The organism is Pseudomonas sp. TE3895 (assembly GCF_056278855.1).
The window spans coordinates 5,222,744-5,244,426 of sequence record NZ_JBWBQE010000001.1 but is presented as its reverse complement, the minus strand read 5'-3'; the positions used below and the strand labels follow the sequence as shown (position 1 = coordinate 5,244,426).

The 21,683-nt window shown below is 63.6% G+C and carries 17 protein-coding genes; 8 read left to right on the top strand and 9 right to left on the bottom strand.

Features of this window, described 5'->3' with window-relative positions; genetic code table 11:
• Positions 1–2 precede the first annotated feature (2 nt).
• Positions 3–962, bottom strand: a complete 960-nt coding sequence (locus tag ACZ889_RS23745) for an AAA family ATPase (RefSeq protein WP_003247242.1) — start codon at positions 960–962, stop codon at positions 3–5.
• Between the two features lie 227 nt (positions 963–1,189).
• Between ACZ889_RS23745 and ACZ889_RS23740 the strand changes: the two genes are divergently transcribed.
• Positions 1,190–2,500 carry a phospholipase effector Tle1 domain-containing protein gene (locus tag ACZ889_RS23740; protein WP_476257861.1) on the top strand — a complete coding sequence of 437 codons (1,311 nt, stop codon included), beginning with the start codon at positions 1,190–1,192 and terminating at the stop codon, positions 2,498–2,500.
• Positions 2,501–2,535: 35 nt separating this feature from the next.
• Here the strand turns inward: ACZ889_RS23740 and ACZ889_RS23735 are convergent, their stop codons facing one another.
• The 5 genes from ACZ889_RS23735 to mtlD form a co-directional block, all read right to left on the bottom strand.
• Positions 2,536–3,753 (bottom strand): MFS transporter, encoded by a 1,218-nt coding sequence (locus tag ACZ889_RS23735; protein ID WP_476257860.1) that lies wholly within the window; start codon positions 3,751–3,753, stop codon positions 2,536–2,538.
• 59 nt (positions 3,754–3,812) lie between these two features.
• Positions 3,813–5,027 (bottom strand): benzoate/H(+) symporter BenE family transporter, encoded by a 1,215-nt coding sequence (locus ACZ889_RS23730; RefSeq protein WP_014860955.1) that lies wholly within the window; start codon positions 5,025–5,027, stop codon positions 3,813–3,815.
• A 149-nt stretch (positions 5,028–5,176) separates the two neighbouring features.
• Positions 5,177–6,064 carry a dihydrodipicolinate synthase family protein gene (locus tag ACZ889_RS23725; RefSeq protein ID WP_014860956.1) on the bottom strand — a complete coding sequence of 296 codons (888 nt, stop codon included), beginning with the start codon at positions 6,062–6,064 and terminating at the stop codon, positions 5,177–5,179.
• Between the two features lie 44 nt (positions 6,065–6,108).
• Entirely contained in the window at positions 6,109–6,891 is a 783-nt protein-coding gene (locus ACZ889_RS23720; RefSeq protein WP_004577435.1) for an aldolase, read from the bottom strand.
• Between the two features lie 512 nt (positions 6,892–7,403).
• Complete coding sequence (gene mtlD / locus ACZ889_RS23715) at positions 7,404–9,548, bottom strand: bifunctional mannitol-1-phosphate dehydrogenase/phosphatase (RefSeq protein WP_180689497.1); 2,145 nt, start codon at positions 9,546–9,548, stop codon at positions 7,404–7,406.
• A 396-nt stretch (positions 9,549–9,944) separates the two neighbouring features.
• Here mtlD and ACZ889_RS23710 point away from each other — a divergent pair, with 396 nt between their 5' ends.
• On the top strand, positions 9,945–10,241 hold the full coding sequence (locus tag ACZ889_RS23710; RefSeq protein ID WP_003247266.1) for a DUF3144 domain-containing protein: 297 nt from the start codon (positions 9,945–9,947) through the stop codon (positions 10,239–10,241).
• A 19-nt stretch (positions 10,242–10,260) separates the two neighbouring features.
• Here ACZ889_RS23710 and ACZ889_RS23705 read toward each other — a convergent pair whose 3' ends face one another.
• Complete coding sequence (locus ACZ889_RS23705) at positions 10,261–11,154, bottom strand: LysR family transcriptional regulator (protein WP_003247268.1); 894 nt, start codon at positions 11,152–11,154, stop codon at positions 10,261–10,263.
• A gap of 147 nt (positions 11,155–11,301) precedes the next feature.
• Between ACZ889_RS23705 and ACZ889_RS23700 the strand changes: the two genes are divergently transcribed.
• The 4 genes from ACZ889_RS23700 to ACZ889_RS23685 all read left to right on the top strand — a co-directional run bounded on the left by ACZ889_RS23700 (position 11,302) and on the right by ACZ889_RS23685 (position 16,496).
• Positions 11,302–12,381: a 4-oxalomesaconate tautomerase gene (locus tag ACZ889_RS23700; RefSeq protein ID WP_080756776.1), complete on the top strand. Its 1,080-nt coding sequence runs from the start codon at positions 11,302–11,304 to the stop codon at positions 12,379–12,381.
• 71 nt (positions 12,382–12,452) lie between these two features.
• A complete protein-coding gene (locus ACZ889_RS23695; RefSeq protein ID WP_104962901.1) occupies positions 12,453–13,760 on the top strand; it encodes a dicarboxylate/amino acid:cation symporter in 1,308 nt (435 codons plus the stop codon).
• Between the two features lie 114 nt (positions 13,761–13,874).
• A complete protein-coding gene (locus tag ACZ889_RS23690) occupies positions 13,875–15,179 on the top strand; it encodes a CitMHS family transporter (RefSeq protein ID WP_104887274.1) in 1,305 nt (434 codons plus the stop codon).
• 63 nt (positions 15,180–15,242) lie between these two features.
• Entirely contained in the window at positions 15,243–16,496 is a 1,254-nt protein-coding gene (locus ACZ889_RS23685) for an OprD family porin (protein ID WP_476257859.1), read from the top strand.
• A gap of 52 nt (positions 16,497–16,548) precedes the next feature.
• On the opposite strand, the gene ACZ889_RS23680 is transcribed toward ACZ889_RS23685, so the two are convergent.
• Together ACZ889_RS23680 and soxR are read right to left on the bottom strand one after the other, a co-directional pair.
• Positions 16,549–16,797 (bottom strand): CsbD family protein, encoded by a 249-nt coding sequence (locus tag ACZ889_RS23680; protein WP_047604553.1) that lies wholly within the window; start codon positions 16,795–16,797, stop codon positions 16,549–16,551.
• 146 nt (positions 16,798–16,943) lie between these two features.
• Positions 16,944–17,399 carry a redox-sensitive transcriptional activator SoxR gene (soxR, locus tag ACZ889_RS23675; RefSeq protein WP_003247276.1) on the bottom strand — a complete coding sequence of 152 codons (456 nt, stop codon included), beginning with the start codon at positions 17,397–17,399 and terminating at the stop codon, positions 16,944–16,946.
• Positions 17,400–17,483: 84 nt separating this feature from the next.
• Between soxR and ACZ889_RS23670 the strand changes: the two genes are divergently transcribed.
• Both ACZ889_RS23670 and ACZ889_RS23665 read left to right on the top strand, forming a co-directional pair.
• Positions 17,484–18,581, top strand: a complete 1,098-nt coding sequence (locus tag ACZ889_RS23670) for an efflux RND transporter periplasmic adaptor subunit (RefSeq protein WP_047604554.1) — start codon at positions 17,484–17,486, stop codon at positions 18,579–18,581.
• Positions 18,578–21,661 (top strand): MexW/MexI family multidrug efflux RND transporter permease subunit, encoded by a 3,084-nt coding sequence (locus tag ACZ889_RS23665; protein ID WP_047604555.1) that lies wholly within the window; start codon positions 18,578–18,580, stop codon positions 21,659–21,661. Before ACZ889_RS23670 ends, ACZ889_RS23665 begins: the two co-directional genes overlap by 4 nt.
• Positions 21,662–21,683 lie beyond the last annotated feature (22 nt).

Sequence of the window (21,683 nt, the reverse complement as noted above, 5' to 3'; positions counted from 1 at the left end):
GGTCAGGCAACGGCGACGACGTCGAGGATGCGCTGGACCACGCGGTCCTGGTCGATCCCTGCCGCCTCGGCCTCGAACGAGAGGATGATGCGGTGGCGCAGGACGTCGAACAGCACGGCCTGGATGTCTTCGGGGCTGACGAAGTCGCGCCCGGCCAGCCAGGCATGGGCACGCGCGCAGCGGTCCAGCGAGATGGAGCCACGCGGGCTGGCGCCGTAGGCGATCCAGTCGGCCAGCTCGGTGTCGAACTTGGCCGGGGTGCGGGTGGCCATGACCAGCTGCACCAGGTATTCCTCCACGGCGTCGGCCATGTACAGGCCAAGGATCTCCTTGCGCGCGGCGAAGATGGCCTGCTGGCTGACCCGGCGCTCAGGCTTGGTCTCGCCGCCCAGGGCTTCACCCCGGGCCTGCGCCAGGATACGCCGCTCTACGGCGGCGTCGGGGAAGCCGATTTTTACATGCATCAGGAAGCGGTCGAGCTGGGCTTCGGGCAGCGGGTAGGTGCCTTCCTGCTCGATCGGGTTCTGCGTGGCCATGACCAGAAACAGCGGCGACAGGTCATAGGTGCTGCGGCCCACGCTGACCTGGCGCTCGGCCATGGCTTCGAGCAGCGCCGACTGCACCTTGGCCGGTGCGCGGTTGATTTCGTCGGCCAGCACCAGGTTATGGAAGATAGGCCCCTGCTGGAACACGAAGCTGCCGGTTTCCGGGCGGTAAATCTCCGTGCCGGTGATGTCGGCCGGGAGCAGGTCGGGGGTGAACTGGATGCGATGGAACTGCGCTTCGATGCCTTCTGCGAGTTCTTTGATGGCTTTGGTCTTGGCCAGGCCCGGTGCCCCTTCGACCAGCATGTGGCCGTCGGCCAGCAGCACGATCAACAGCCGTTCGACCAGTTTCTCCTGGCCTAGGATCTGGGTAGAAAGAAAAGTGCGCAGCGCGATCAGCGCTTCACGGTGTTCCATCGGCGACGGTTCCTGGTAGGGGCCTGAGGCGGCGTGAGGCAGCAGCCTTGGCAAGGGGGGATACTTTAATCTATCCGGGGGGGCGACCACCAATGGCGGCGGGTAAATTTATCGTTGCAGACGGGCCTGCGGGCAAAGAAATGTCCCACGTATGGCTGGCCTTTGCCTGATGGTCCGTGACGGCGTGCTGGCGCCTGCTTGTGCTTTTCGGACAAGCAGGAGGCACGATGATGAAAATGAGCAGCGCCAGCACGGCAAACCTTACGCCGGTCACCCTGCGATTTGGCGTGTTCTTCGATGGCACCGGTAACAACCTGCACAATGCCACGACGGAGGGTGAGCAGGGTGACAAGGGCGGCAGCTATGGCAACGCCTTGAGCAATGTGGCCCTGTTGCATGCGTTGTATCCGGCTGATGCGGCCTATGCCGACGGGCCGCAGGCGTTCTTGAAGCGCTATGTGGAAGGCGTGGGCACGCTGGCGGGTGAAGCCGACCATGTCTACGCCTCGGCCACCGGGCATGGGCGCACAGGGGCCGAGGCGCGGGTTGCCGAGGCGTTGCAGGCGATGGCCGAGCAACTGCAGGCGTGGTGCCAGGCGCATCCGCAGGCAACGCTGGAGGGGGTCGAGTTCGATCTTTTCGGTTTCAGCCGCGGTGCGGCGGCGGTGCGGCATCTGGCCAACCTGCTGCACGAGGGCGCGGGCGGGCTGTTGTCGGTGGCGTGCGAAACCTCGATCAACTTTATCGGCCTGTTCGACACCGTGGCGGCGATCATCGCGCCCTTACAGGGTGACTTCGACCCTGCAGACGGCCGCCACGGTGGCCTGCGCCTGGGCCTGGGTGCGGGTATTGCCCGGCACGTGGTGCAACTGGTGGCCGAGGATGAGCGGCGGCATAACTTCCCGCTGGTGCGCAGTGGCCACGACATCGTGCTGCCGGGCGTGCACTCGAATATTGGGGGTGGTTACCCGGAGACCCTTCTGGAGCAGGTGCTGCTGTGCAAGCCGCAGTCCCAGTGTGTGCCTGCAGGCACGCGTGTCGAGCAGTGCCGCGTACATGCCAAGGTGAGCGCCTTGCTGGCTTCGACGTTTGCCGATATGGGCGAACCCAGGCCGCGCGTGATGACCTGGGAGGAGCCGATCGCCGGTGGGCGGCGGGACGAGGCGCAAAAGCAGGTCTATGCGGCGGTGTACCGGGAGCGGTACGTGGCGGGGCACTTGTCCCGGGTGTACTTGAGCGTGATGCGGGCGTTGGCGGTGCGCGCGGGTGTGCCGTTAGCGCCGTTGGGGGCGCAGGCTGAGCATTGGCTGCCGGATGAGTTGTCGGGCATCAGCCGCAAATTGCATGCCTTTGCCTTGGGGGAAACTGGCCAGGTGGGGTTGAGCGAGGAAGAACAGCGGCTGTTGCGCGACAGATACGTGCATGCGTCAGCGAACTGGAATGCACTGAAGGGCTTGCGCAACAGTGTGCTGGATGTGCTGTTCGTCAATCGGCCGGGGGCAGGCGGGCGAGTGATGCATGCCAACCCGGCGCAATGAATGATTGATCGTGGCCTGGCAATGCTGCACCGGGCCTACAGGGCGCGCGCCAGCTGTTCAGTCGCGCGCCTTCTGGCTGAATACATCTCCTGTGCCAGGGTCAGCAGCACTGTCAGCAGCATGAATACCACTGATGCGATGAAAATCCCGTTGGGCAGGCGCTGATCGAGCATCCAGCCGAACGCTACCGGCCCGATGGCGCCGCCGATGTTGAACCCGGTCGACACCAGGCCGAAGGTTTTGCCCTCGGCCCCGGGTGGCGCCGCCGCCTTGACCAGCATGTCCCGTGATGGGGCGATGACCCCCGTGAGCAAGCCAATGGCGCCCAGTACGACCACCAATGCCCAGCCCTGCAGCAGCCCCAGCGCCACCAGTGCAGTCAGCGCAGCCGCCAGCGCGAAGGCCAGTGCCGCCACCAGGCCATGGCGCCGGGTACGGTCGGCCAAAGCGCCCCCGCACAGCACGCCGGCTGCGCTGCTCAGCAGGAAAGCGGTGAGCGCGGCGTTGGCCCAGGCCAGTGTCAGGCCTTGGCCCTGGACCAGGGCGGCTACGGAGAACTTCTCGATGGCACTGGTGCTCAGGTTGAGCAGTATGAACAGCACCGTCAGCACGCCGATCATGGGGGTGAACAAACGTACGCGGCCTGTTGCTGCGGCCGGGCCTGCGTCTTGTTTGTTGGCACGCCTGGCGACCCGGTAAACGCCACTGCCTGGTATCGATATCAGCAGTAGCGCGGCTACCCCGAATAACGCGCCCGCCGCCAGGGCTGCCCGCGTGCCGAGCGCCGCGGCGATGCCGAGAAATACGGCTGGGGTAACGGCTGAACCGAGGAAACCGGCAAAGGTATGAATAGAGAACGACCGCCCCAGGCGTGCGGGCTCGATGCCGTTGGCCAGCAGCGCATAGTCGGCCGGGTGGTACACACCATTGGCCAGGCCCGCCATGGCCATCGCCACCAGCAATACCGCATACCCGGGGCTGGCCGCCAGTAGCACGAAACTGAGGCTGCCCAGCAACAGCCCAGCCTTGAGCACTTTACGTGCGCCATAGTGGTCGACGGCGTAACCCAGCGGGGCCTGTACCAGCGCGGAGACGATGTTGAACACCGCCAGGGCTACGCCCAGCTCTACGAAGCCCACGCCCAGCAGGCCGGGCAGCACGGGCAGTAGCGCCGGGATCAGCATGATGTGCACATGGCTGACGAAGTGCACGGCAGCAATTTGGGTAAGCAGCTTGGGGCCAGCGTGGGGCATGTCGATACCTGTTGAACAGCGTGCGCCCCTGGCGCACGGCAAGGTGGTGGAAAGCCCGCTTAGCGGGAGGCGCCGCGCAAACCGGGCAGGCGACCGTTCAGGACAACGTGGGCCAGCAGACCAATGACCAGGCCCCAGAAAGCCCCGCCAATGCCCAACAGGCTGATGTTGGCCGCCGCCGCCAGGAAGGTGATCAGTGCTGCCTCGCGTGAACGGGCATCGGCCAGGGCGCTGGCCAGGCTGGCGCCGATGGTGCCCAGCAGGGCAAGGCCCGCCAGGGTGGTGATAAAGGTGCCCGGCAGGGCCATGAAGACACTCGCCAGCGTGACCCCGAACACCCCGACGAGGATGTAGCAGACACCGGCGGCGATACCCGCCACCCAGCGCTTGTCCGGGTTTTCATGGGCTTCCTTGCCGGTGCAGATGGCCGCGGTGATGGCGGCGATGTTGAACGCGTGTGAACCGAAGGGCGCCATCAGCAACGAGCCGATGCCGGTGACGGCGACAATCGGGTTGGCGCTGGTCTTGAAGCCATCATTGCGCAGCACCAGCATGCCGGGCATGTACTGGCCGGTGAGGGTGATCAGGAACAATGGCAGGGCCACGCTAAGGGCCGCATTGAGGGAGAAGGTGGGCGCGGTGAAAACCGGTGAGGCGAATTCCAGCCGCAACGTGGTCAGGCCCACTTGCCCCTGCAGCAACAGGTAGCCCAGGCCCAGCAGCAGTATGGCGACCACGGCGTAACGGGCGGTGAAGCGTTTGAAGGCCACATAGGCTGCAATCAGCAGCCCGGCGAGGGTGGGGTCGACCGACAGGCTGGCAAAGGCACCGATGCCGAACTGCAGCAGGATGCCGGCCAGCAGGCCGGCGGCAATGCCGCCGGGCACGACGCGCACCAGCCGCTCGAAGCACCCGCTCAGCCCCAGCACCACGAAGCCGGCGGCCGACAGCAGGTAGGCACCTATGGCCTCGCTGTAGGGCACGCTGGCCAGGGCGGTGACCAGGAACGCGGCGGCTGGCGTGGACCAGGCTGTGATGACCGGCTCGCGGCTGTACCAGGACAATGCCAGGCCGCTGAGGCCGACGCCGATCGACACCGCCCAGACCCACGATGACGTCAGCTCCGGGCTCAGCCCGGCCACTTTGGCCGCCTGGAACACCAGGATGAACGTGCCGCCGTAGTTGACGATCACCGAAACGATTCCGGCAATCACCGGGTGAAGGATGTCTGTCAGCCTGAGCGGGGTGGTAGAGCTTTGAGCAGGCGCGTCCATGGTTGCCTCTGGTAATGGTCAGATGAGGAGCAGTTTTGTGCGGCGAAGGGGTAATCCGACTGCAGCGTCATTGGCCCTTTCGCAGCCCAAGGCTGCTCCTGAAGAAAAAGACTGCCCGACAGCGACAGGCTGCCGGGCAGGTTTGGGCGTCAGTTGGCCAGCGCCACCAGCAAGCTTTTCAGGTGATTACTGCCTTGCGCATCCAGCGGCTGCAGGGGCAGGCGTGGGGCGCCGACCTCCTGGCCGAGCATTTTCAGGCCGGCCTTGATGGTGGTCGGCAGGCCACGGCGGGTGATGTACTCCAGCAGCTCGTACTGGCGGTAGAACAACGCACGGGCTTCGGCCAGATCGCCTTGTTGTACGGCGTCCCACAGCGCCAGGTTGAGTGCCGGGATCAGGTTGGGCGCGGCGGTACACCAGCCCGTGGCGCCGGCCACCAAGGCTTCCAGGGTCAGCGGGTTGCAACCGTTGTAGAACGCCACCTGCCCATCTGTAGCCGTGAACAGGCGGTGCATGCGCTGGATGTCACCGGTGCTTTCCTTGACCATGGTCACAGTGGGCACTTCGCCGAGGATACGCAGGATCAGCTCCACCGACAGGTCGGTGCCGCTGGTGCCCGGGTTGTTGTAGAGCATGATCGGAATGTCGATGGCGGCGCCGACCGCCTTGTAGTGGGCGACCACTTCGGCTTCGGTGAGCTTCCAGTAAGAGATGGGCAGCACCATCACCGCCGTAGCACCGCAGGCCTGTGCCAGGCGGGCACGCTGCACGGTGCGGGCGGTGGTCAGGTCGGAGACGCTGACCACGCTGGGCACGCGCCCGGCAATACGTACCTGGCTGAAGCGCACCACGGTTTCCCATTCGCTGTCGGACAGGTAAGCCCCTTCGCCGGTGCTGCCCAGCGGCGCGATGGCGTGCACGCCGTCTGCAATCAGGCTATCGATGGACGTGCCCAAGGCATCCAGGTCGAGTGTGCCGTCTGCCGTGAAGGGAGTGATGGTGTAGCCGATAACGCCGCGAATTACAGGTGTAGACATGACCAGGCACCTTTGCCGTTGTTGAGGAAAGAGTACAGCTTCGATCAGCCCAGGCAGTCGCCATGGGCACGCAAGGCTCGGCGCGCGTAGTAGCTGAAGGCGGCACCGTGACGTTTGGGGGTGGAAATCCAGTCGTGGGCCTCTTTGCCCAGTGCTTCGGGGATGGGGCGGATGTCACCGGCGCCCATGGCCAGCAGTTGCATCTTTGCTGCGCGCTCGAACAGCAGGGCGAGCACGCAGGCTTCCTCGATCGAACGCCCAGCGATCAGCAGGCCATGATGGGAAAGCAGGATTGCGCGCTTGTCGCCAATCGCGTTCGCGATGATTTCGCCTTCTTCGTTGCCCACCGGCACACCGGGCCATTCCTTGAGGAATGCACAGTCGTCGAACAGGGGGCACAGGTCCATGTGCGAGATGGCCAGCGGAACTTCCAGCATCGACAAGGCGGCGCTGTGCAGCGGGTGGGTGTGGATGATGCAGTTGACGTCGGGGCGGGCGCGGTACAGCCAGCTGTGGAAGCGGTTGGCCGGGTTGGCCATGCCACGGCCTTGCAGCACCGTCAGGTCTTCGTCCACCACCAGCAGGTTGGAGGCGGCGATTTCGTCGAAGCCAAGCCCCAGTTGTTGGGTGTAGTAGGTGCCAGGTTCCTGCGCACGCGCAGTGATCTGCCCGGCCAGGCCAGAGTCGTGGCCGCCGTCGAACAGGATGCGGCAGGTGAGGGCGAGCTTTTGTCGTACGGTGTAGGTGTTGTCGGTCAGCGCCGTCAGCATTTGTTGCTGGGCGAGTTTGACAAGCTGGTCCTTGGGGGTGTGCATGGTGGTCGTCATGGGCGGTACCTGCAGGGAAAAGGGCGGGCGCTGGCTGATCGTCGTGATGGCGCTGCCAGGACACACAGCGATCTTAATGACACATTGTGTCATTAGCAAGCCTTGTGTCATATCAAGTGAAGGTCGGCAGGCGTCATGGGGAATGGAGTGTTCAGGCTGTCCATGCCGCAGCGGCTGCGGCAGAGGTTGAATGCAGGATTCGAGCATGCAGGCATGCGTGGTACGTCTGTTAGCAAAACCACGAGATGCTGAAACCTGGCGCGATCAAGTTGGGCGCGGGCTTGCCCCGCGAACACCGGCGAAGCCGGTGCCATTTACCGCGCTGGATTCTTCGCGGGCAAGCCCGCTCCTACAGGTATCGCGAAGGCTTGAGGCTGATGCAATACCTGTGGGGACAACTGTCTTGCACAACACCTGAAAGCTAGCGCGATCAAGTTGGGAGCGAGCTTGCCCCGCGAACATCGACGGAGCCGGTGCCATTCACCGCGATGGTTTCAGGCATATGCAGTACCTCATGCGCCTATGCAAAGGTCATCCCGTCGGGTGGCCATATCCCTTTGCGGGTACTGCCGGAAAGCATCTGAAATGGCGGTGATCAGCTGCGCATCCGTGATCGGGTCCAGCCCTGGAAAACGCTTGCCATTACAGTCACTGTCATGCGTAAGCACGGCCTCGACGCTGGTGTGGTTATCCCGATAAACCTGCCTGATCGCCCGGGCTTCCTGATCCTTGTCGTCCTCGCATTGCAGGGCATGGTGAATGGCCAGGGCCGCGCCAAACGCCAGGGCCGGGGTTGCAATACCGTGCTTGCGGGCAAGGTCGATGCTGCTGAGGATGCGTTCGTTGCGTTGCAGCTTGCGCAAGGGGTCGCGGCCTACCCGGGCGCACGGGTCTTTGAACGAGGTTTTGCAGCGCTCGAGAAATGCCTCGGCAAAGCGGCCGACCACCTCGGCCATCTGTGGGTATTCGGCCACCAGTGCGGGCGCGACCTCCTGGCGAATCAGGCGCTCGGCCAGTTCACTCACCCGCGCATCGCCCATGCCCTGGCCGACCCAGGCATGGCCCAGCAGGCTGGCGTACCAGGCCACGATGGCGTGCGGGCCGTTCCACAGGCGGTTCTTGATGATCTGGATCTGGGCAATGTCTGGCACTGTCTTCACTTGGCGCAGGCGTTCGAGCAGATCGCTGCCGCGCTCTGCGTAAAGCGGCATGTCGGCTTCGCTGTTGAACAGCACCAGATGCAGCTGGCTCATGGCGCTGCTGGGCTGTGCAAAGGGCCTGAAGTGGCCGATCAGCCGTTCGTACTCCGGTTGCGGCGCTGAAGGTTTGCAGGTGCTTGCGGGCTCGTCTTCCAGGCTGTTCTGGAACATCTGCGACTTGATGCGCAGTTGCCGCACCAGCGCGTCATTGCCCAGTTTGGACACGATGCGGCTGACCACCGTTTCGGCGAAATGGGTCTTTTGCAAAACCTGCTCGCTGATCGCAGGCGGGCACAGTAACGCCAGCTCGGCTTGCACATGACGCCGCACGAACGCCGCACCGCCAACCTTGTTCAGCACGATCAGCAGGGTCAGCTCCCGGCCTCGGCGCTCGAAGCGTTGCAGCAGGCCTTGGGCGATCACCCTGGCCTGGCTTCTGATGGCCTGCTCGGGCAGGCTCAGGCCGATGATTTCGGCAGTGGTGTACATGCCGATCACGGCGTCGTCATCGTCCATGTCGATCATGCGCACGTTGTCGATGGTCTGGTCGAACGATGTGGCACCGTAGCGCACGCTGTAGCGGCCGAAGGCGCTGACGCTTTCGCGCAGCATGCGCGAGCGGGTTGCGGCAATGATTTCACGCGGTCGGGTGTAGCCGTCCCAATGGGAAAATACCTGCGTCAGGTAACCGCCGCCGATGGCGCCGAAACCATGAATGCCCACGCTGAACTGGTTCATCGAGGCCGGGAACGGCTCGCTCAATGCAGGCATGCCCAGGTCGGGTACGCACGCGCTCAGGTCGGCGAGAAACTCATGCATGCTGCGGTAGGCTTTGAGCGCGCCCGCCTTGATTTCCGGCGCAGGCGGCTTGATGTCCTCGATCAGGATCGCCTGCCCTTCGGCGCGCATCGCTGACAGCATGCCGTTTTCCGAGTCCTCGACCATGAAGCACTGGCCTGGCTCGCAATTGAGCGCGCGGGCGGCTTTCAGAAAAATCTCGGGGTGGGGTTTGCCTTGGCTGACTTCATCGCCACAAACGGTGATGTCGAAGTACTTCAGCACGTTGGCGTTGATCAGGTATTCCTCGGCGATGGCACGGCGGCTGGAGGTGGCCACCGCCATGGTCAGGCCTGATTTGCGCAAGCGCTCCAGCACCTCCAGCAGGCCGGCCTTGATTGGTACGCCGTGATTGCGCACGTACTCCAGCTCAAGTTCATCGGCGCGTTGGCGGATTTGTGCGTACGGGAAGTCTTCGCCGTTATGCGCCTTGGCGAGGGCTTCGGCCTTTTTTGCGCTCAGGCCCAGCGAGCCAATCAGGGTCTGCTCGCTCAGCGCTTTGCCGAAGATTTCCAGAGACGCTTGCTTGAGTGTCTTGAAGCGCAGGCGCTCGGTGTCGAAGAGGGTGCCATCCATATCGAAGATGGCGCTGAAGATGTGTTTACCGTGAAAGAAAAGCATTGGTTGTTGCCCCTTGTCGTTGCGTCAGGCATCCCGCCTGCAACAGGCGAGAACGGTGTGTGAGCTGCAGTGCAGGCAGTCAGGTCGGGGGCACACGTTCGACAGGGGGACGCTCAGGAGTGACGCAGAGGTAAGGCGGGGCGGAGCGGGGCGTGCAGAGGAGGTTGGCAACCGTTGAGGCGAGGTGGGTGGCGCGTTTGGCCTTGAGGTCACGCCCACTGGCTGCAGTCGGTTTTGCAGGCAGTGGGCGCAAATAGCGATGGATACGTGTGATTCCAAGCATGAGGTGCTTTGCTTCCTTTTCGTCATGGGTGATCCTTTTTCAGCCTTGCACGTATGCGCCGCGACATGCAAGGCTTGGCCTCCCGCTCGCATTGCGCAACAAGGTGAACCCCAATGACCCAAGCTACCGACCAGGCCTTTTACGATCGCGCCGATGCGCACATCGAACTGGCGAACCAGCAGATCGAAAAGTTCGAAGACCTGGGCAAGGTAAGCGCCTCGCTGACCTTCGGTGCCGCGCGCTTCAGCGCCTGGATGAGCGCCCGCAGCTTCAAGAGCGGCGCGGAGCTGGGTGCGGCACGGGAAGAGATTCTGAAGTACTTCTGTGATCAGTACCGGATGATGCTCGAGGACAACTTAGACGAGCATATCGAGCATTTTGACCAGTACATGCTGGGCAAGAACGACTAAGCCAGGCGCGCCGCTCCCCTCAGCGATTTGGCCATTTCTGCAGCAGGATCGAAACGAATTTCTCCGCAGCCGGCGACAGCGATGCGCCGCGCCGGTACACCAGCCCTAGCGTGCGGGTGACTTGCGGCTCGATCAACGGCACGCTCACCAGCGTGGGGTGGTCGGCATTGGGCATGGCCAGGCTGGGCATGGCCGACACGCCCAGCCCGGCTTCGACCATGCCCAGTGACGTGGACAGGTGTTGCACTTCGTAGAACCACTTGGGCCGCAGGTTGAGCCCGGACAACGCATGGTCCAGCAGCATGCGGTTGCCACTCAGGCGGCCGACGCCGATCAGGCGGTAATCAGCCAGCTCTGTCCAGGTAACGGAGGCGCGGTTCGCCAGTGGGTGGTCACGCCGGCAGGCGAGTACAAAGTGCTCCTGCACCAGCGAGACAAACTCGATGTCCGGGTGCTGGCCGCTCATCATGTTGATGCCGAAGTCGGCTTCGCCGCGCAGCACGGCTTCGAGCCCGTCGTTGGCGCTAAGGTCCAGCAGGCGAATGCGGATTTTCGGGTATTGCTCGTTGTAATCGCGGATCACCGACGGCAGGAAGTAGAACGCGGCGGTAGGGATGCAGGCGAGGGTAACCTGACCGGTCTGGCGTTCGGCCAGCTCGCGGATGCTGAGGATCGAGTCTTCAAAATCATCCAGCAGGCGCCTGGCCTTGGGCAGGAAGTCGCGGCCCACGCTGGTCAGGCTGACCCGGCGAGTGGTGCGTTCCAGTAGGGAGGTGCCCAGGCCTTCCTCCAGCTTCTTGATCCGCCGGCTGAGGGCCGGCTGGGACAGGTGAAGCGCTTCGGCGGCCTCATGAAAACTGCCCAGTTCGGCGATTTTCACGAAAGATCTGATGTCTTGCAGCTCATATTCCATAAGAAAACCTTCGACTGGCCTGGCGCTTTATTTATGTTTGAATCGCAATAATAGCTACGATATTTGCATTGGATTGATTTATCCATCCCTGTCACTCTTTTGCTCACAGCATCAATGATGTCCATTGATCAACAAGAGTGCGAAATCATGCAACGAATTCCTTGCGTACTCATGCGCGGCGGTACCTCCAAAGGGCCGTTCTTCCACGCCTGGGACCTGCCTGCCAATGTGGTCGAGCGCGACGAGTTGCTGATCAACCTCATGGGCTCTGGCCATGAGCTGGAAATCGACGGCATCGGTGGCGGCAGCCCGCAGACCAGCAAGGTGGCGATCATCAGCCCGTCATTGCACGCCGACGCCGACGTCGACTACCTGTTCGTGCAGGTGATGGTCGCACAGCGCCGGGTCGATACGGCCCCCAACTGCGGCAACATGCTGTGTGCGGTTGGGCCATTCGCCATCGAACAGGGGTTGGTAAAAGGCCAGGAAGGCAAGACCTTGGTGCGCATCCGTAACCTCAACACTGGCACCTTCGTCAATTCGTTGGTCGAAACGCCCGGCGGTATCGTGCGCTACGAAGGCCGTACGGCGATCGATGGGGTGCCGGGCACTGCCGCCCCGGTGCACCTGACCTTCCTCGACGCGGTCGGCAGCAAGACCGGCAAGCTGTTCCCCACGGGCAAGGCCCAGGACGTGATTGATGGCGTGCCGGTGACCTGCATCGACATGGCCATGCCGATGATGGTGGTGGAGGCCAGCCAGTTGGGTGTCAGCGGCTCGGAAACCCCGGCTCAGCTGGACGCCAACAGCGCGCTGCTCGAACGCCTGGAAGCGTTGCGGCTGAAGGCCGGAAAGGCCATGGGCCTGGGCGACGTCAGTGGCATGGTCATCCCCAAGCCAGTGCTGGTGTCCAAGCCGCGCTACGACGGCACGCTGCAGGTTCGCTATTTCATGCCGCACAATTGCCATCGTGCCTTGGCGATCACGGGAGCGGTGGGGCTGGCGACTGCCTGCGTCAGCCCTGGCACCGTGATTGTCGACCTGTTGGGCGAAGGCGCGCAGCAACTGGCCGAGGTCCGCCTGGAGCACCCAAGTGGCGGCATCGATGTTGCGCTGACGCGCAGCGGTGCCGAGGGCCAGACGATCCAGGCTTCGGTGGTGCGAACCGCCCGGCGGCTCTTCTCAGGGTTCGTCTACGCCCCTACATTCCGCAGGTTGGCCGGGTAGTTCCAGGCACCGATCCAGACCTGCACATTCGTAACAAGCGCATCCGCACAATTTCAACAATGGGTGATGCCATGAGACTCGCCAAATCGCTGTATTTCCAGATTCTCTGCGCCGTCCTGCTGGGCGTGGTGGTCGGACACTTCTGGGCGCAACAGGCCGTGGCCCTCAAGCCGCTGGGTGATGCGTTCATCAAGCTGATCAAGATGATGATCGCGCCGGTGGTGTTCTGCACCATCGTCACCGGCATCGCCGGCATGACCGACAAGCGTTCCCTGGGGCGCTTGATGAGCAAGACCCTGCTGCTGTTCCTGGGGCTGACGGTGGTCAGCCTGGTGATCGGACTGGCGGCGGTCTATCTGTTCAAGCCAGGTGCCGGCATGAACATCGATCCTGCCACCTTGAGCACAGCGGGCCTGAGCCAGTACACCGCGTCGGCCGCCAAGCTGAGCGTGGTGGACTTCTTCATGCACATCATCCCGGACACCTTCATCGGTGCCTTCAACAAGGGTGAGGTCTTGCCGGTCCTGTTCATCGCCGTACTCAGCGGTTTCGCCCTCTCGTCGATGGGCGAAAAGGGCAAGCCGGTACTGGACGTGCTGGAGTCGGCCTCGACCATGGTGTTCCGCATCTTCGGCTACCTGATGCGCTTTGCCCCGATCGGCGCTTTCGGCGCACTGGCATTCACCGTGGGCCAGTACGGCATTACGTCCCTTGGCGCGCTGGCCAAGCTGGTGGGGACGTTGTACATCGCCTGCGCGTTCTTCGTGCTGGTGGTGCTCGGTGGCATCTGCCGCGCCCATGGCTTCAGCCTGTGGAAGTTGCTGCGCTATTTCCGCGAAGAGTTCCTCGTGGTGCTGGGTACTTCCTCAACCGAGCCGGTGCTGCCGCGAATGCTCGAGAAACTCGAGAAGCTTGGGTGCAAGAAAGGCGTGGTTGGCCTGGTGCTGCCCACTGGCTACTCGTTCAACCTGGACGGTACTGCCATCTATCTGTCGTTGGCAGCAGTGTTCATCGCGCAGGCCTGCAACATCGACCTGAGCCTGGGCCAGGTAGTCACCATGCTGGCGATCATGCTGCTGTCCTCCAAGGGCGCGGCAGGTGTCACCGGCAGCGGTTTCGTGGCCTTGGCCTCGACCCTTACCGTGATCCACGACATACCCCTGGCCGGCCTGGCCCTGTTGATCGGGGTCGACCGCTTCATGTCGGAAGCCCGTGCGCTGACGAGTCTTGCCAGCAACGCAGTGGCGACGGTGGTGGTTTCGTTGTCGGAAAACGCCTGTGACCGCCAGACGCTGCACAGCCGCCTGAACGGCGAGCCGGTGGTCAGCCCCGTTGCTGAAACAGCCGACTGGGTCGCCGAACCACACCGCCACGGCTGAGCCCCGACACCCTCAAGCTTTTCACAGGCCCCCACCAGGCGTTGCCGGGTGGGGGTCAGGGGGCCGTCTGCGCTGCAGGTGGCCACATAGACAATAAAAACAAGAGAACAAACCATGCTCGCACTTCTGGGCCTGATCATGGTGGTGACCTTCACCTACCTGATCATGAGTAAACGCCTGTCCCCGATCGTCGCGCTGACCATCGTGCCGATTGTTTTCGCCCTTGTTGGCGGTTTCGCGCCAGACCTGGGCAAGATGATGCTCGATGGGCTGAAAATGGTCGCACCGTCTGCCGCGCTGCTGCTGTTCGCCATCCTGTTCTTCGGCCTGATGATCGACGCCGGCCTGTTCGACCCGCTGATCCGCAAGATCCTCAAGCGGGTGAATGGTGACCCGATCAAGATCGCCATCGGCACGGCCTTGCTGTCGCTGCTGGTGGCGCTGGACGGTGACGGCACCACGACCTACATGATTACCTGCGCCGCCATGCTGCCGCTGTACAAGCGCATCGGCATGAACCCGATGATCCTGGCGACCGTGTCGATGCTGTCATTGAGCATCATGAGCGGCATGAGCCCGTGGGGTGGTCCCGCCACCCGTGCCATTGCCGCGCTCGGGCTGGATGCGACCGAGTACTTCATTCCGATGTTGCCCACCGTCATCGGTGGGGCGGCATGGGTCGTGTTCACCGCCTACCTGCTGGGCCGTGCCGAGCGCCGGCGTATCGGCAATATTGCCCTGGAGTCCGGTGGCGGCAACTGCTACATCAAGGAAATCCTCGGCGACAACCCGCACAAGCGCCCGCGCCTTGCCTATGTGAACCTGGTGCTGGTGATCGCCGTGATGACCGCGCTGGTGCTGGGGCTGATGCATGCGGCCATCCTGTTCATGATCGGTTTCGTCGCCGCACTGATGATCAACTACCCGCAGCTGGACCTGCAGAAAGAGCGCATCCTCGCCCATTCGGGCAACGCAATGACCGTGGTGTTGCTGGTGTTCGCCGCGGGCATCTTTGCCGGTATTTTCTCGGGTACCAAGATGGTCGATGCATTGGCCCAGACGCTGGTGGACTGGATTCCGGAAGCGTGGAGCCACTGGTTCCCGCTGGTGGTGGCGCTGACCAGCATGCCGCTGACCTTCGTGCTGTCCAACGACGCGTACTACTTCGGCGTTGTGCCGATCCTGGCTAACGCCGCTGCCGCGTACGGCATCGATCCGGTGGAAATTGCCCGCGCTTCGGTGCTTGGCCAGCCGGTTCACCTCATGAGCCCGCTGGTGGCCTCGACCCTGCTGCTGGTGGGTATGGTCGACAGGGATATCGGTGATTTCCAGAAAGCCACCTTCAAGTGGGCCGTGCTCACCTCTCTGGTGATCACTGCGCTGGCACTGCTGACGGGCGCCTTGTCCTTCATGGTTTGAAGCACCCAGGGCGCCGCTCGGCGCCCCGCTGACTCACCCAAGAACAACAACAGAGTAACCATCATGTCCCGATTTCTTTTCCGTGGGGCCACTTGTGGCCTGCTGTGCGGCTGGCTGCCTGTGGCCGGTGCCGCCGGTTTCATCGAAGACAGCAAGCTCAAGCTGCAGCTGCGCAACGTGTATTTCAACGAGAATTTCCGTGACGAGCAGGGTATGAGCGCCCGCGCCGCCGCCACTGCCAAAAGCGAACGGGTGGAATGGGCTCAAGGCTTTCTGCTCGATTACCAGTCCGGCTTCACCCAAGGCACCCTCGGCCTGGGTCTCGACGCCTTGGGCCTGGTCGGCTTCAAGCTCGACTCCGGCCGTGGGCGCAGCGGCACCGGGTTGCTGCCAGTGCATGACGATGGCCACGCGGCCGACGAATTCGCCAGCGCCGGTATCACGGCCAAAGCCCGCCTGGGCAGCACCGTGGTCAAGCATGGCACCTTGCTGCCCAAGACGCCGGTACTGGTGTACAACGATGCACGCCTGCTGCCGCAGACTTACCAGGGAACCCAGCTGACCAGCACCGACATCGATAACCTCACCCTTACCGCTGGCCACCTGGACCGCTTCAAACAGCGCGACTCATCCAATAGTACCGGGTTGTACCTGGACGGGTATGGCGGCCCAGCGTCTGGCGACTTCAGCTTCGCCGGTGCTGACTATGCCGTCAGCAAGCAACTGCGCCTGAGTTATTTCCATGGCGAGCTCGAGCATTTCTACCGCCAGGACTTCGCCGGGCTGGTGCACGACCTGCCGCTGGGCGGCGGCGTGCTGACCACCGACCTGCGTTACTTCAAAAGCCGCGACAGCGGTACGGCGTATGGCGGTGGCATCGACAACGACATGTTCAGCGGCCAACTGTCGTACGCCCACTCCGGGCATACCGTCGGCGCAGGTTACCAGGTGCTCGATGGTGAAGCGGGGCTGCCGTATATCAGTGGGGCAACGGTCTATTCGTTCAGCAACGTCGGCATCGGCAAGTTCATCGAAGAGGAAGAGAAGACCTGGATGGCCAGCTACGCCTACAACTTCGCTGCCGCCGGGGTGCCGGGGCTGACCTTCATGACGCGCTACCTGAGTGGCGACAATGGCCGCTCAGGTGGCGAGGGCATCAAAGAATGGGAGCGTGACGCCGAGATTGCCTACGTGGTGCAGGGTGGGCCGCTGAAAGGGCTGGGCGTAAAGCTGCGAAACTATGTGTATCGATCAGATTTCGCCCGCGGCCGAGACAGCAATCGCCTTTACCTGACCTACGATATCGCCATCTGGTGATGGCGCAGGCCGGACAAGATATCCGGCCCTGAACCGCCTGAGGCGCCGTGGTTCAGCGGCGCAGCAGGCGAGAGACCACCAGTGTGACGGCGGCGGTGATGGCCAGTGCGGCGAAGGGCTTTTCCTTGACGAACGAGGACACCGTGTCCAGGGTATCGCCGTAGGTCTTGGTCAACTGGCCTGCGGCCTGACGCGCATCGCCTTCGGCTTCCAGTGCCGGGTCTTCGATCAGGCGACCTACGGCGCTTTGCGCCTTGCCAGCCAGGTCCTCTGCTACACCTTCGATCTGTTCGCGTTTCATGATGGCTTAGTTCCTTCCTGTGAGCGGCTTTGGGTTAACAGCACAGGGTTAGGGCGGTGAATCGCCGCAATGGTTCAAAGCGACTGTTTGTCACCTGCAGGTCATGCGCGCCGGCAAAGCGGCGCACCTGGCATGAGCGCGCGAGGTTAGCGCGCCTTCTTTTCGAGGATTCGCGCCCCGGTCCCTTCCTTGCCCAGCACATCCTCGGGGTTGCGCAGCGGGCAGTCTTCCAGCGACAGGCAACCGCAGCCAATGCAGTTGTCGAGGCTGTCGCGCAGTGCTTCCAGTGTGCGAATGCGGGCATTCAGGTCTTCGCGCCAGGCCGTGGACATCTCGCTCCATTGTGCTGCCGTGAGCTTGCTGTTGGGGGCATAACGGCTGAAGGCCTGTTTGATTTCCTCCAGCGGAATTCCCGTGCGCTGGGCTACCTTGATGATCGCCAGGGTACGCAGCACCAGCGAGGGATAGCGGCGCTGGTTGCCTGCCGTGCGGACGCTGGCGATCAGCCCCTTGGTTTCGTAGAAGTGCAGCGCAGATACCGCCACACCGCTGCGCTTGGCCACTTCACCCACTGTGAGCATCCGTGTGTTGTCCGCTGCCATGCCTGTTGACCTCAAGTAAAGTTGAGCTTTTATAGTCCTGCCCGATCTTCCCTGCAACCGCTTTCCCTGTGATCGGAGCTGTGCATGAACAAACGTACGTTACTGGCCTGGGCCGGCGCTGTTGCCGGTGCGCTGGCCGCTGCCTATGCGCTGGTGGGAAGCGGCTCGGCGCCACCCGCTGCGGCGGTGTGGCCGGCGACCAAGGTGGCGCTGGCCACGGCCGAGCAGGTGCAACTGGCGCGGCAGCGCTTTGCTTCGGGGGAGTTGGAGGCGTTCAACCAGGTGCAGGTGGCGGCCGAGATGCCAGGGCGTATTACCCGCATCGCCTTCGAGTCGGGGCAGACAGTCGCGGCCGGGCAGTTGCTGGTGCAGCTCAACGACGCGCCCGAGCAGGCCCTGCGCGTGCAGTTGCAGGCCAGGTTGCGTAACGCTGACGTGGTGCTGCAGCGCAGCCGCAAACTGCGCGCGATGAATGCCGTGTCGCAAGAGCTGCTGGACAACGCCGCCACGGCCGTGGACGTGGCCCGTGGTGAGCTGCAGCATGTCGAGGCGCTGATCGCGCAGAAGGCCATTCGTGCACCGTTTGCCGGCAAGCTCGGCATCCGCCGTGTGCATCAGGGCCAGTACCTGGGCGCTGGCGAGACCATCGTCAGCCTGGCCGACATCAGCCAGTTGCATGTGAACTTCGCCTTGGGCGAGCAGGCCGCCCCCGAAGTGCACGCCGGGCAAGTGCTGGCACTGACGGTGGATGCGGTGCGTGGGCAAGACTTCCAGGCGCGGGTGGTGGCGGTCGACCCGGTGGTCAGCACAGCACGCCTTGTGCAGGTACAGGCGGCCTTGTCGAACCCGCAAGGACAGTTGCAGCCGGGTATGTATGCCGGCGTGCGGCTGGATGCTGCGCAGCCGTCGACCGTGCTGGCCGTGCCGGAAACCGCGATCACCTACACCGCCTATGGGCAGACGGTGTTTGTCGCGACCCAGGACCCGCAGCATGGCACCCGGGTGAGCCGGGTGCAGGTAACCACCGGTGAGCGCTGGCAGGGGCGGGTGGAAATCACCTCCGGCCTGACGCCCGGTGACCGTGTGGTGGTTTCCGGCCAGCTGAAACTGAGTGATGGCATGCCGGTCGAGCCAGTGGCGCAGGACAGCCTGCAGGCCAGCCAGGGAGGGCGGCAGTCGTGAGGTTTACCGACGTCTTCGTGCGCCGCCCGGTGCTGGCGCTGGTGGTCAGCAGCCTGATCATCCTGATGGGGCTGTTTGCCATGGGCAAGTTGCCGATCCGCCAGTATCCGTTGCTGGAAAGCTCGACCATTACCATCAGCACCGAGTACCCCGGTGCCTCCGCCGAGTTGATGCAGGGTTTCGTGACGCAGCCGATCACCCAGGCAGTGTCGTCGGTCGAAGGCATCGACTACCTGTCCTCGTCGTCGCAGCAGGGGCGCAGCCTGATCACCTTGCGCATGGTGCTCAACCGCGATTCGACCCAGGCGCTGGCCGAAACCATGGCCAAGGTCAACCAAGTGCGCTATCGCCTGCCGGAAAAAGCCTACGACCCAGTGGTGGAACTGTCAGCAGGTGACTCCACTGCCGTGGCCTATGTGGGGTTTGCCAGCGACAGCCTGTCGATACCGGAACTGAGCGATTACCTGTCACGGGTGGTGGAACCGCAGTTCTCCGGTATCGACGGCGTGGCCAAGGTGCAGTCGTTCGGCGGGCAGCGCCTGGCCATGCGCCTGTGGCTGGACAGTGAGCAGATGGCCGGGCGCGGGGTGACGGCGGCGGACGTGGCGCAGGCGGTACGTGCCAACAACTACCAGGCAACGCCGGGCCAGGTGCGCGGGCAGTACGTGCTGGCCGATATCCAGGTGGACACCGACCTGACCCGGGTCGAAGACTTCCGTGAGCTGATCATCCGCAACGATGGCACCGACCTGGTGCGCCTGCGCGATATCGGCACCGTCGAGCTGAGTGCGGCGGTCACGCAGACCAGCGCCACCATGGACGGCAAACCTGCCGTGCACCTGGGGCTGTTCCCCACGCCCAGCGGCAACCCTCTGGTGATCGTCGAGGGAATTCGCCAACTGCTGCCACAGATCCAGCAGACCTTGCCGCCTGGCGTGAACGTGGCGCTGGCCTATGAAACCGCACGCTTCATCGATGCGTCGATCCATGAAGTGCTGCGCACCTTGGTGGAGGCGATGCTGATCGTGGTGTTGGTGATCTGGCTGTGCCTGGGTTCGCTGCGCAGCGTGCTGATCGCGGTGGTGGCCATTCCGCTGTCGATGCTGGGGGCCGCGGGCCTGATGTTGATGTTCGGTTTCAGCCTCAACCTGCTGACCTTGCTGGCGATGGTGCTGGCCATCGGCCTGGTGGTGGACGATGCCATTGTGGTGGTGGAAAACGTGCATCGGCATATCGAGGAGGGCAAGTCGCCGGTCGCGGCAGCATTGGCCGGGGCGCGGGAAATCGCCGGGCCGGTGATCGCCATGACCCTGACCCTGGCGGCGGTGTATGCGCCCATTGGCTTGATGGGCGGGCTGACCGGCACGCTGTTCCGTGAGTTTGCCTTGACCCTGGCGGGGGCGGTGATCGTGTCCGGCATTGTGGCGCTGACCTTGTCGCCGGTGATGAGCTCGCTGTTGCTGCAGCCCGGTCAGCAGCATGGCGCCATGGCCACTCTCGCCGATCGGTTGTTTGGTACGCTGAGCGGGGCCTATGGACGGGTGCTGGCCTACACACTGGCACACCGCTGGATCAGTGGCGGCGTGGCGTTGCTGGTGTGCCTGAGCCTGCCCTGGCTGTACCTGCTGCCCCAGCGCGAGCTGGCGCCACCCGAGGACCAGGCGGCGGTGCTGACCGCCATCAAGTCGCCGCAGCATGCCAGCCTCGAATACGCAGAACGCTTTGCGCTGAAGCTCGACCAGGTGATGAAGTCCATTGCCGAAACCACCGACACCTGGATCATCAACGGCACCGACGGCCCGGCCGCCAGTTTCGGTGGCATCAACCTCAGCGCCTGGCAGGCGCGCGAGCGTTCCGCCGCACAGGTGCAGGCGCAGTTGCAGCAGGCCGTTGCGGATATCGAGGGCAGCAGCATCTTCGCCTTCCAGGTCGCGTCGCTGCCGGGCTCCAGCGGTGGCCTGCCGGTGCAGATGGTGCTGCGCAGCGCCCGGGATTACCCCGAGCTGTTCCAGACCATGGAAGTGCTCAAGCAACGCGCCCGCGACAGCGGCCTGTTCGCCGTGGTGGACAGCGACCTCGACTACAACAACCCGGTGGTCAAGGTACGCGTGGACCGGGCCAAGGCGGCGAGCCTGGGCATCAGCATGCAGGCCATTGGTGAGTCGCTGGGGGTGCTGGTGGGCGAGCAGTACCTCAACCGCTTCGCCCTGTTCGGGCGCTCTTATGACGTCATCCCGCAGAGTATCCAGGACCAACGCCTGACGCCTGCGGCGTTGAGCCGGCAGTATGTGCGCGCCGAAGATGGCAGCCTGGTGCCGCTAGCCACGTTGGTGCGCCTGGATATCGAAGTGGCACCCAACCGCCTGTTGCAGTTCGATCAGCAGAACGCCAGTACCCTGCAGGCGATCCCGGCCCCGGGTGTATCGATGGGCAACGCCGTGGCATTTCTGGAACAGCTCACCGCCGAGCTGCCACCGGGCTTCAGCCACGACTGGCAATCGGAATCGCGCCAGTATGTGCAGGAGGGCTTTGCCTTGATGTGGGCATTTCTCGCCGCCCTGGTGGTGATCTATCTGGTGCTGGCGGCGCAGTACGAAAGCCTGGTCGACCCCCTGATCATTCTGGTGACCGTGCCGCTGTCGATCTGCGGTGCGCTGCTGCCGCTGGCGCTGGGCTGGGCCACGCTGAACATCTACACACAGATTGGCCTGGTGACGCTGATCGGCCTGATCAGCAAGCACGGCATCCTGATGGTGGCGTTCGCCAACGAGATTCAGGTGCGCGACAACCTCGATCGTGCCGCCGCCATTGTTCGTGCGGCGCAAATACGCTTGCGGCCAGTGCTGATGACCACGGCGGCGATGACTTTTGGCGTGCTGCCACTGCTGTTCGCCAGCGGCGCCGGCGCCAACAGCCGTTTCGGGTTGGGGGTGGTGATTGTGTGCGGGATGCTGGTGGGGACCTTGTTCACCTTGTTTGTGCTACCGACGATCTACGCCTGGCTGGCACGCGACCACCGGGTGAGCACGGCGCGGGCGAGGCAGTTGGTCGAAGCTGAAAGGCAACTGGGGGCGCTTTAGGCGCAACGGCCTGTTCATCAGC

What these genes read in the sequence shown, in the direction of transcription:
- ACZ889_RS23685 (WP_476257859.1), top strand. Translation starts at nt 15,243, where the DNA reads ATGTCCCGATTTCTTTTCCGTGGGGCCACTTGTGGCCTGCTGTGCGGC.
- ACZ889_RS23680 (WP_047604553.1), bottom strand. Translation starts at nt 16,797, where the DNA reads ATGAAACGCGAACAGATCGAAGGTGTAGCAGAGGACCTGGCTGGCAAG.
- ACZ889_RS23740 (WP_476257861.1), top strand. Translation starts at nt 1,190, where the DNA reads ATGATGAAAATGAGCAGCGCCAGCACGGCAAACCTTACGCCGGTCACC.
- ACZ889_RS23745 (WP_003247242.1), bottom strand. Translation starts at nt 962, where the DNA reads ATGGAACACCGTGAAGCGCTGATCGCGCTGCGCACTTTTCTTTCTACC.
- ACZ889_RS23725 (WP_014860956.1), bottom strand. Translation starts at nt 6,064, where the DNA reads ATGTCTACACCTGTAATTCGCGGCGTTATCGGCTACACCATCACTCCC.
- ACZ889_RS23710 (WP_003247266.1), top strand. Translation starts at nt 9,945, where the DNA reads ATGACCCAAGCTACCGACCAGGCCTTTTACGATCGCGCCGATGCGCAC.
- ACZ889_RS23690 (WP_104887274.1), top strand. Translation starts at nt 13,875, where the DNA reads ATGCTCGCACTTCTGGGCCTGATCATGGTGGTGACCTTCACCTACCTG.
- soxR (WP_003247276.1), bottom strand. Translation starts at nt 17,399, where the DNA reads ATGGCAGCGGACAACACACGGATGCTCACAGTGGGTGAAGTGGCCAAG.
- ACZ889_RS23700 (WP_080756776.1), top strand. Translation starts at nt 11,302, where the DNA reads ATGCAACGAATTCCTTGCGTACTCATGCGCGGCGGTACCTCCAAAGGG.
- ACZ889_RS23735 (WP_476257860.1), bottom strand. Translation starts at nt 3,753, where the DNA reads ATGCCCCACGCTGGCCCCAAGCTGCTTACCCAAATTGCTGCCGTGCAC.
- ACZ889_RS23670 (WP_047604554.1), top strand. Translation starts at nt 17,484, where the DNA reads ATGAACAAACGTACGTTACTGGCCTGGGCCGGCGCTGTTGCCGGTGCG.
- ACZ889_RS23730 (WP_014860955.1), bottom strand. Translation starts at nt 5,027, where the DNA reads ATGGACGCGCCTGCTCAAAGCTCTACCACCCCGCTCAGGCTGACAGAC.
- ACZ889_RS23695 (WP_104962901.1), top strand. Translation starts at nt 12,453, where the DNA reads ATGAGACTCGCCAAATCGCTGTATTTCCAGATTCTCTGCGCCGTCCTG.
- ACZ889_RS23720 (WP_004577435.1), bottom strand. Translation starts at nt 6,891, where the DNA reads ATGACGACCACCATGCACACCCCCAAGGACCAGCTTGTCAAACTCGCC.
- mtlD (WP_180689497.1), bottom strand. Translation starts at nt 9,548, where the DNA reads ATGCTTTTCTTTCACGGTAAACACATCTTCAGCGCCATCTTCGATATG.
- ACZ889_RS23705 (WP_003247268.1), bottom strand. Translation starts at nt 11,154, where the DNA reads ATGGAATATGAGCTGCAAGACATCAGATCTTTCGTGAAAATCGCCGAA.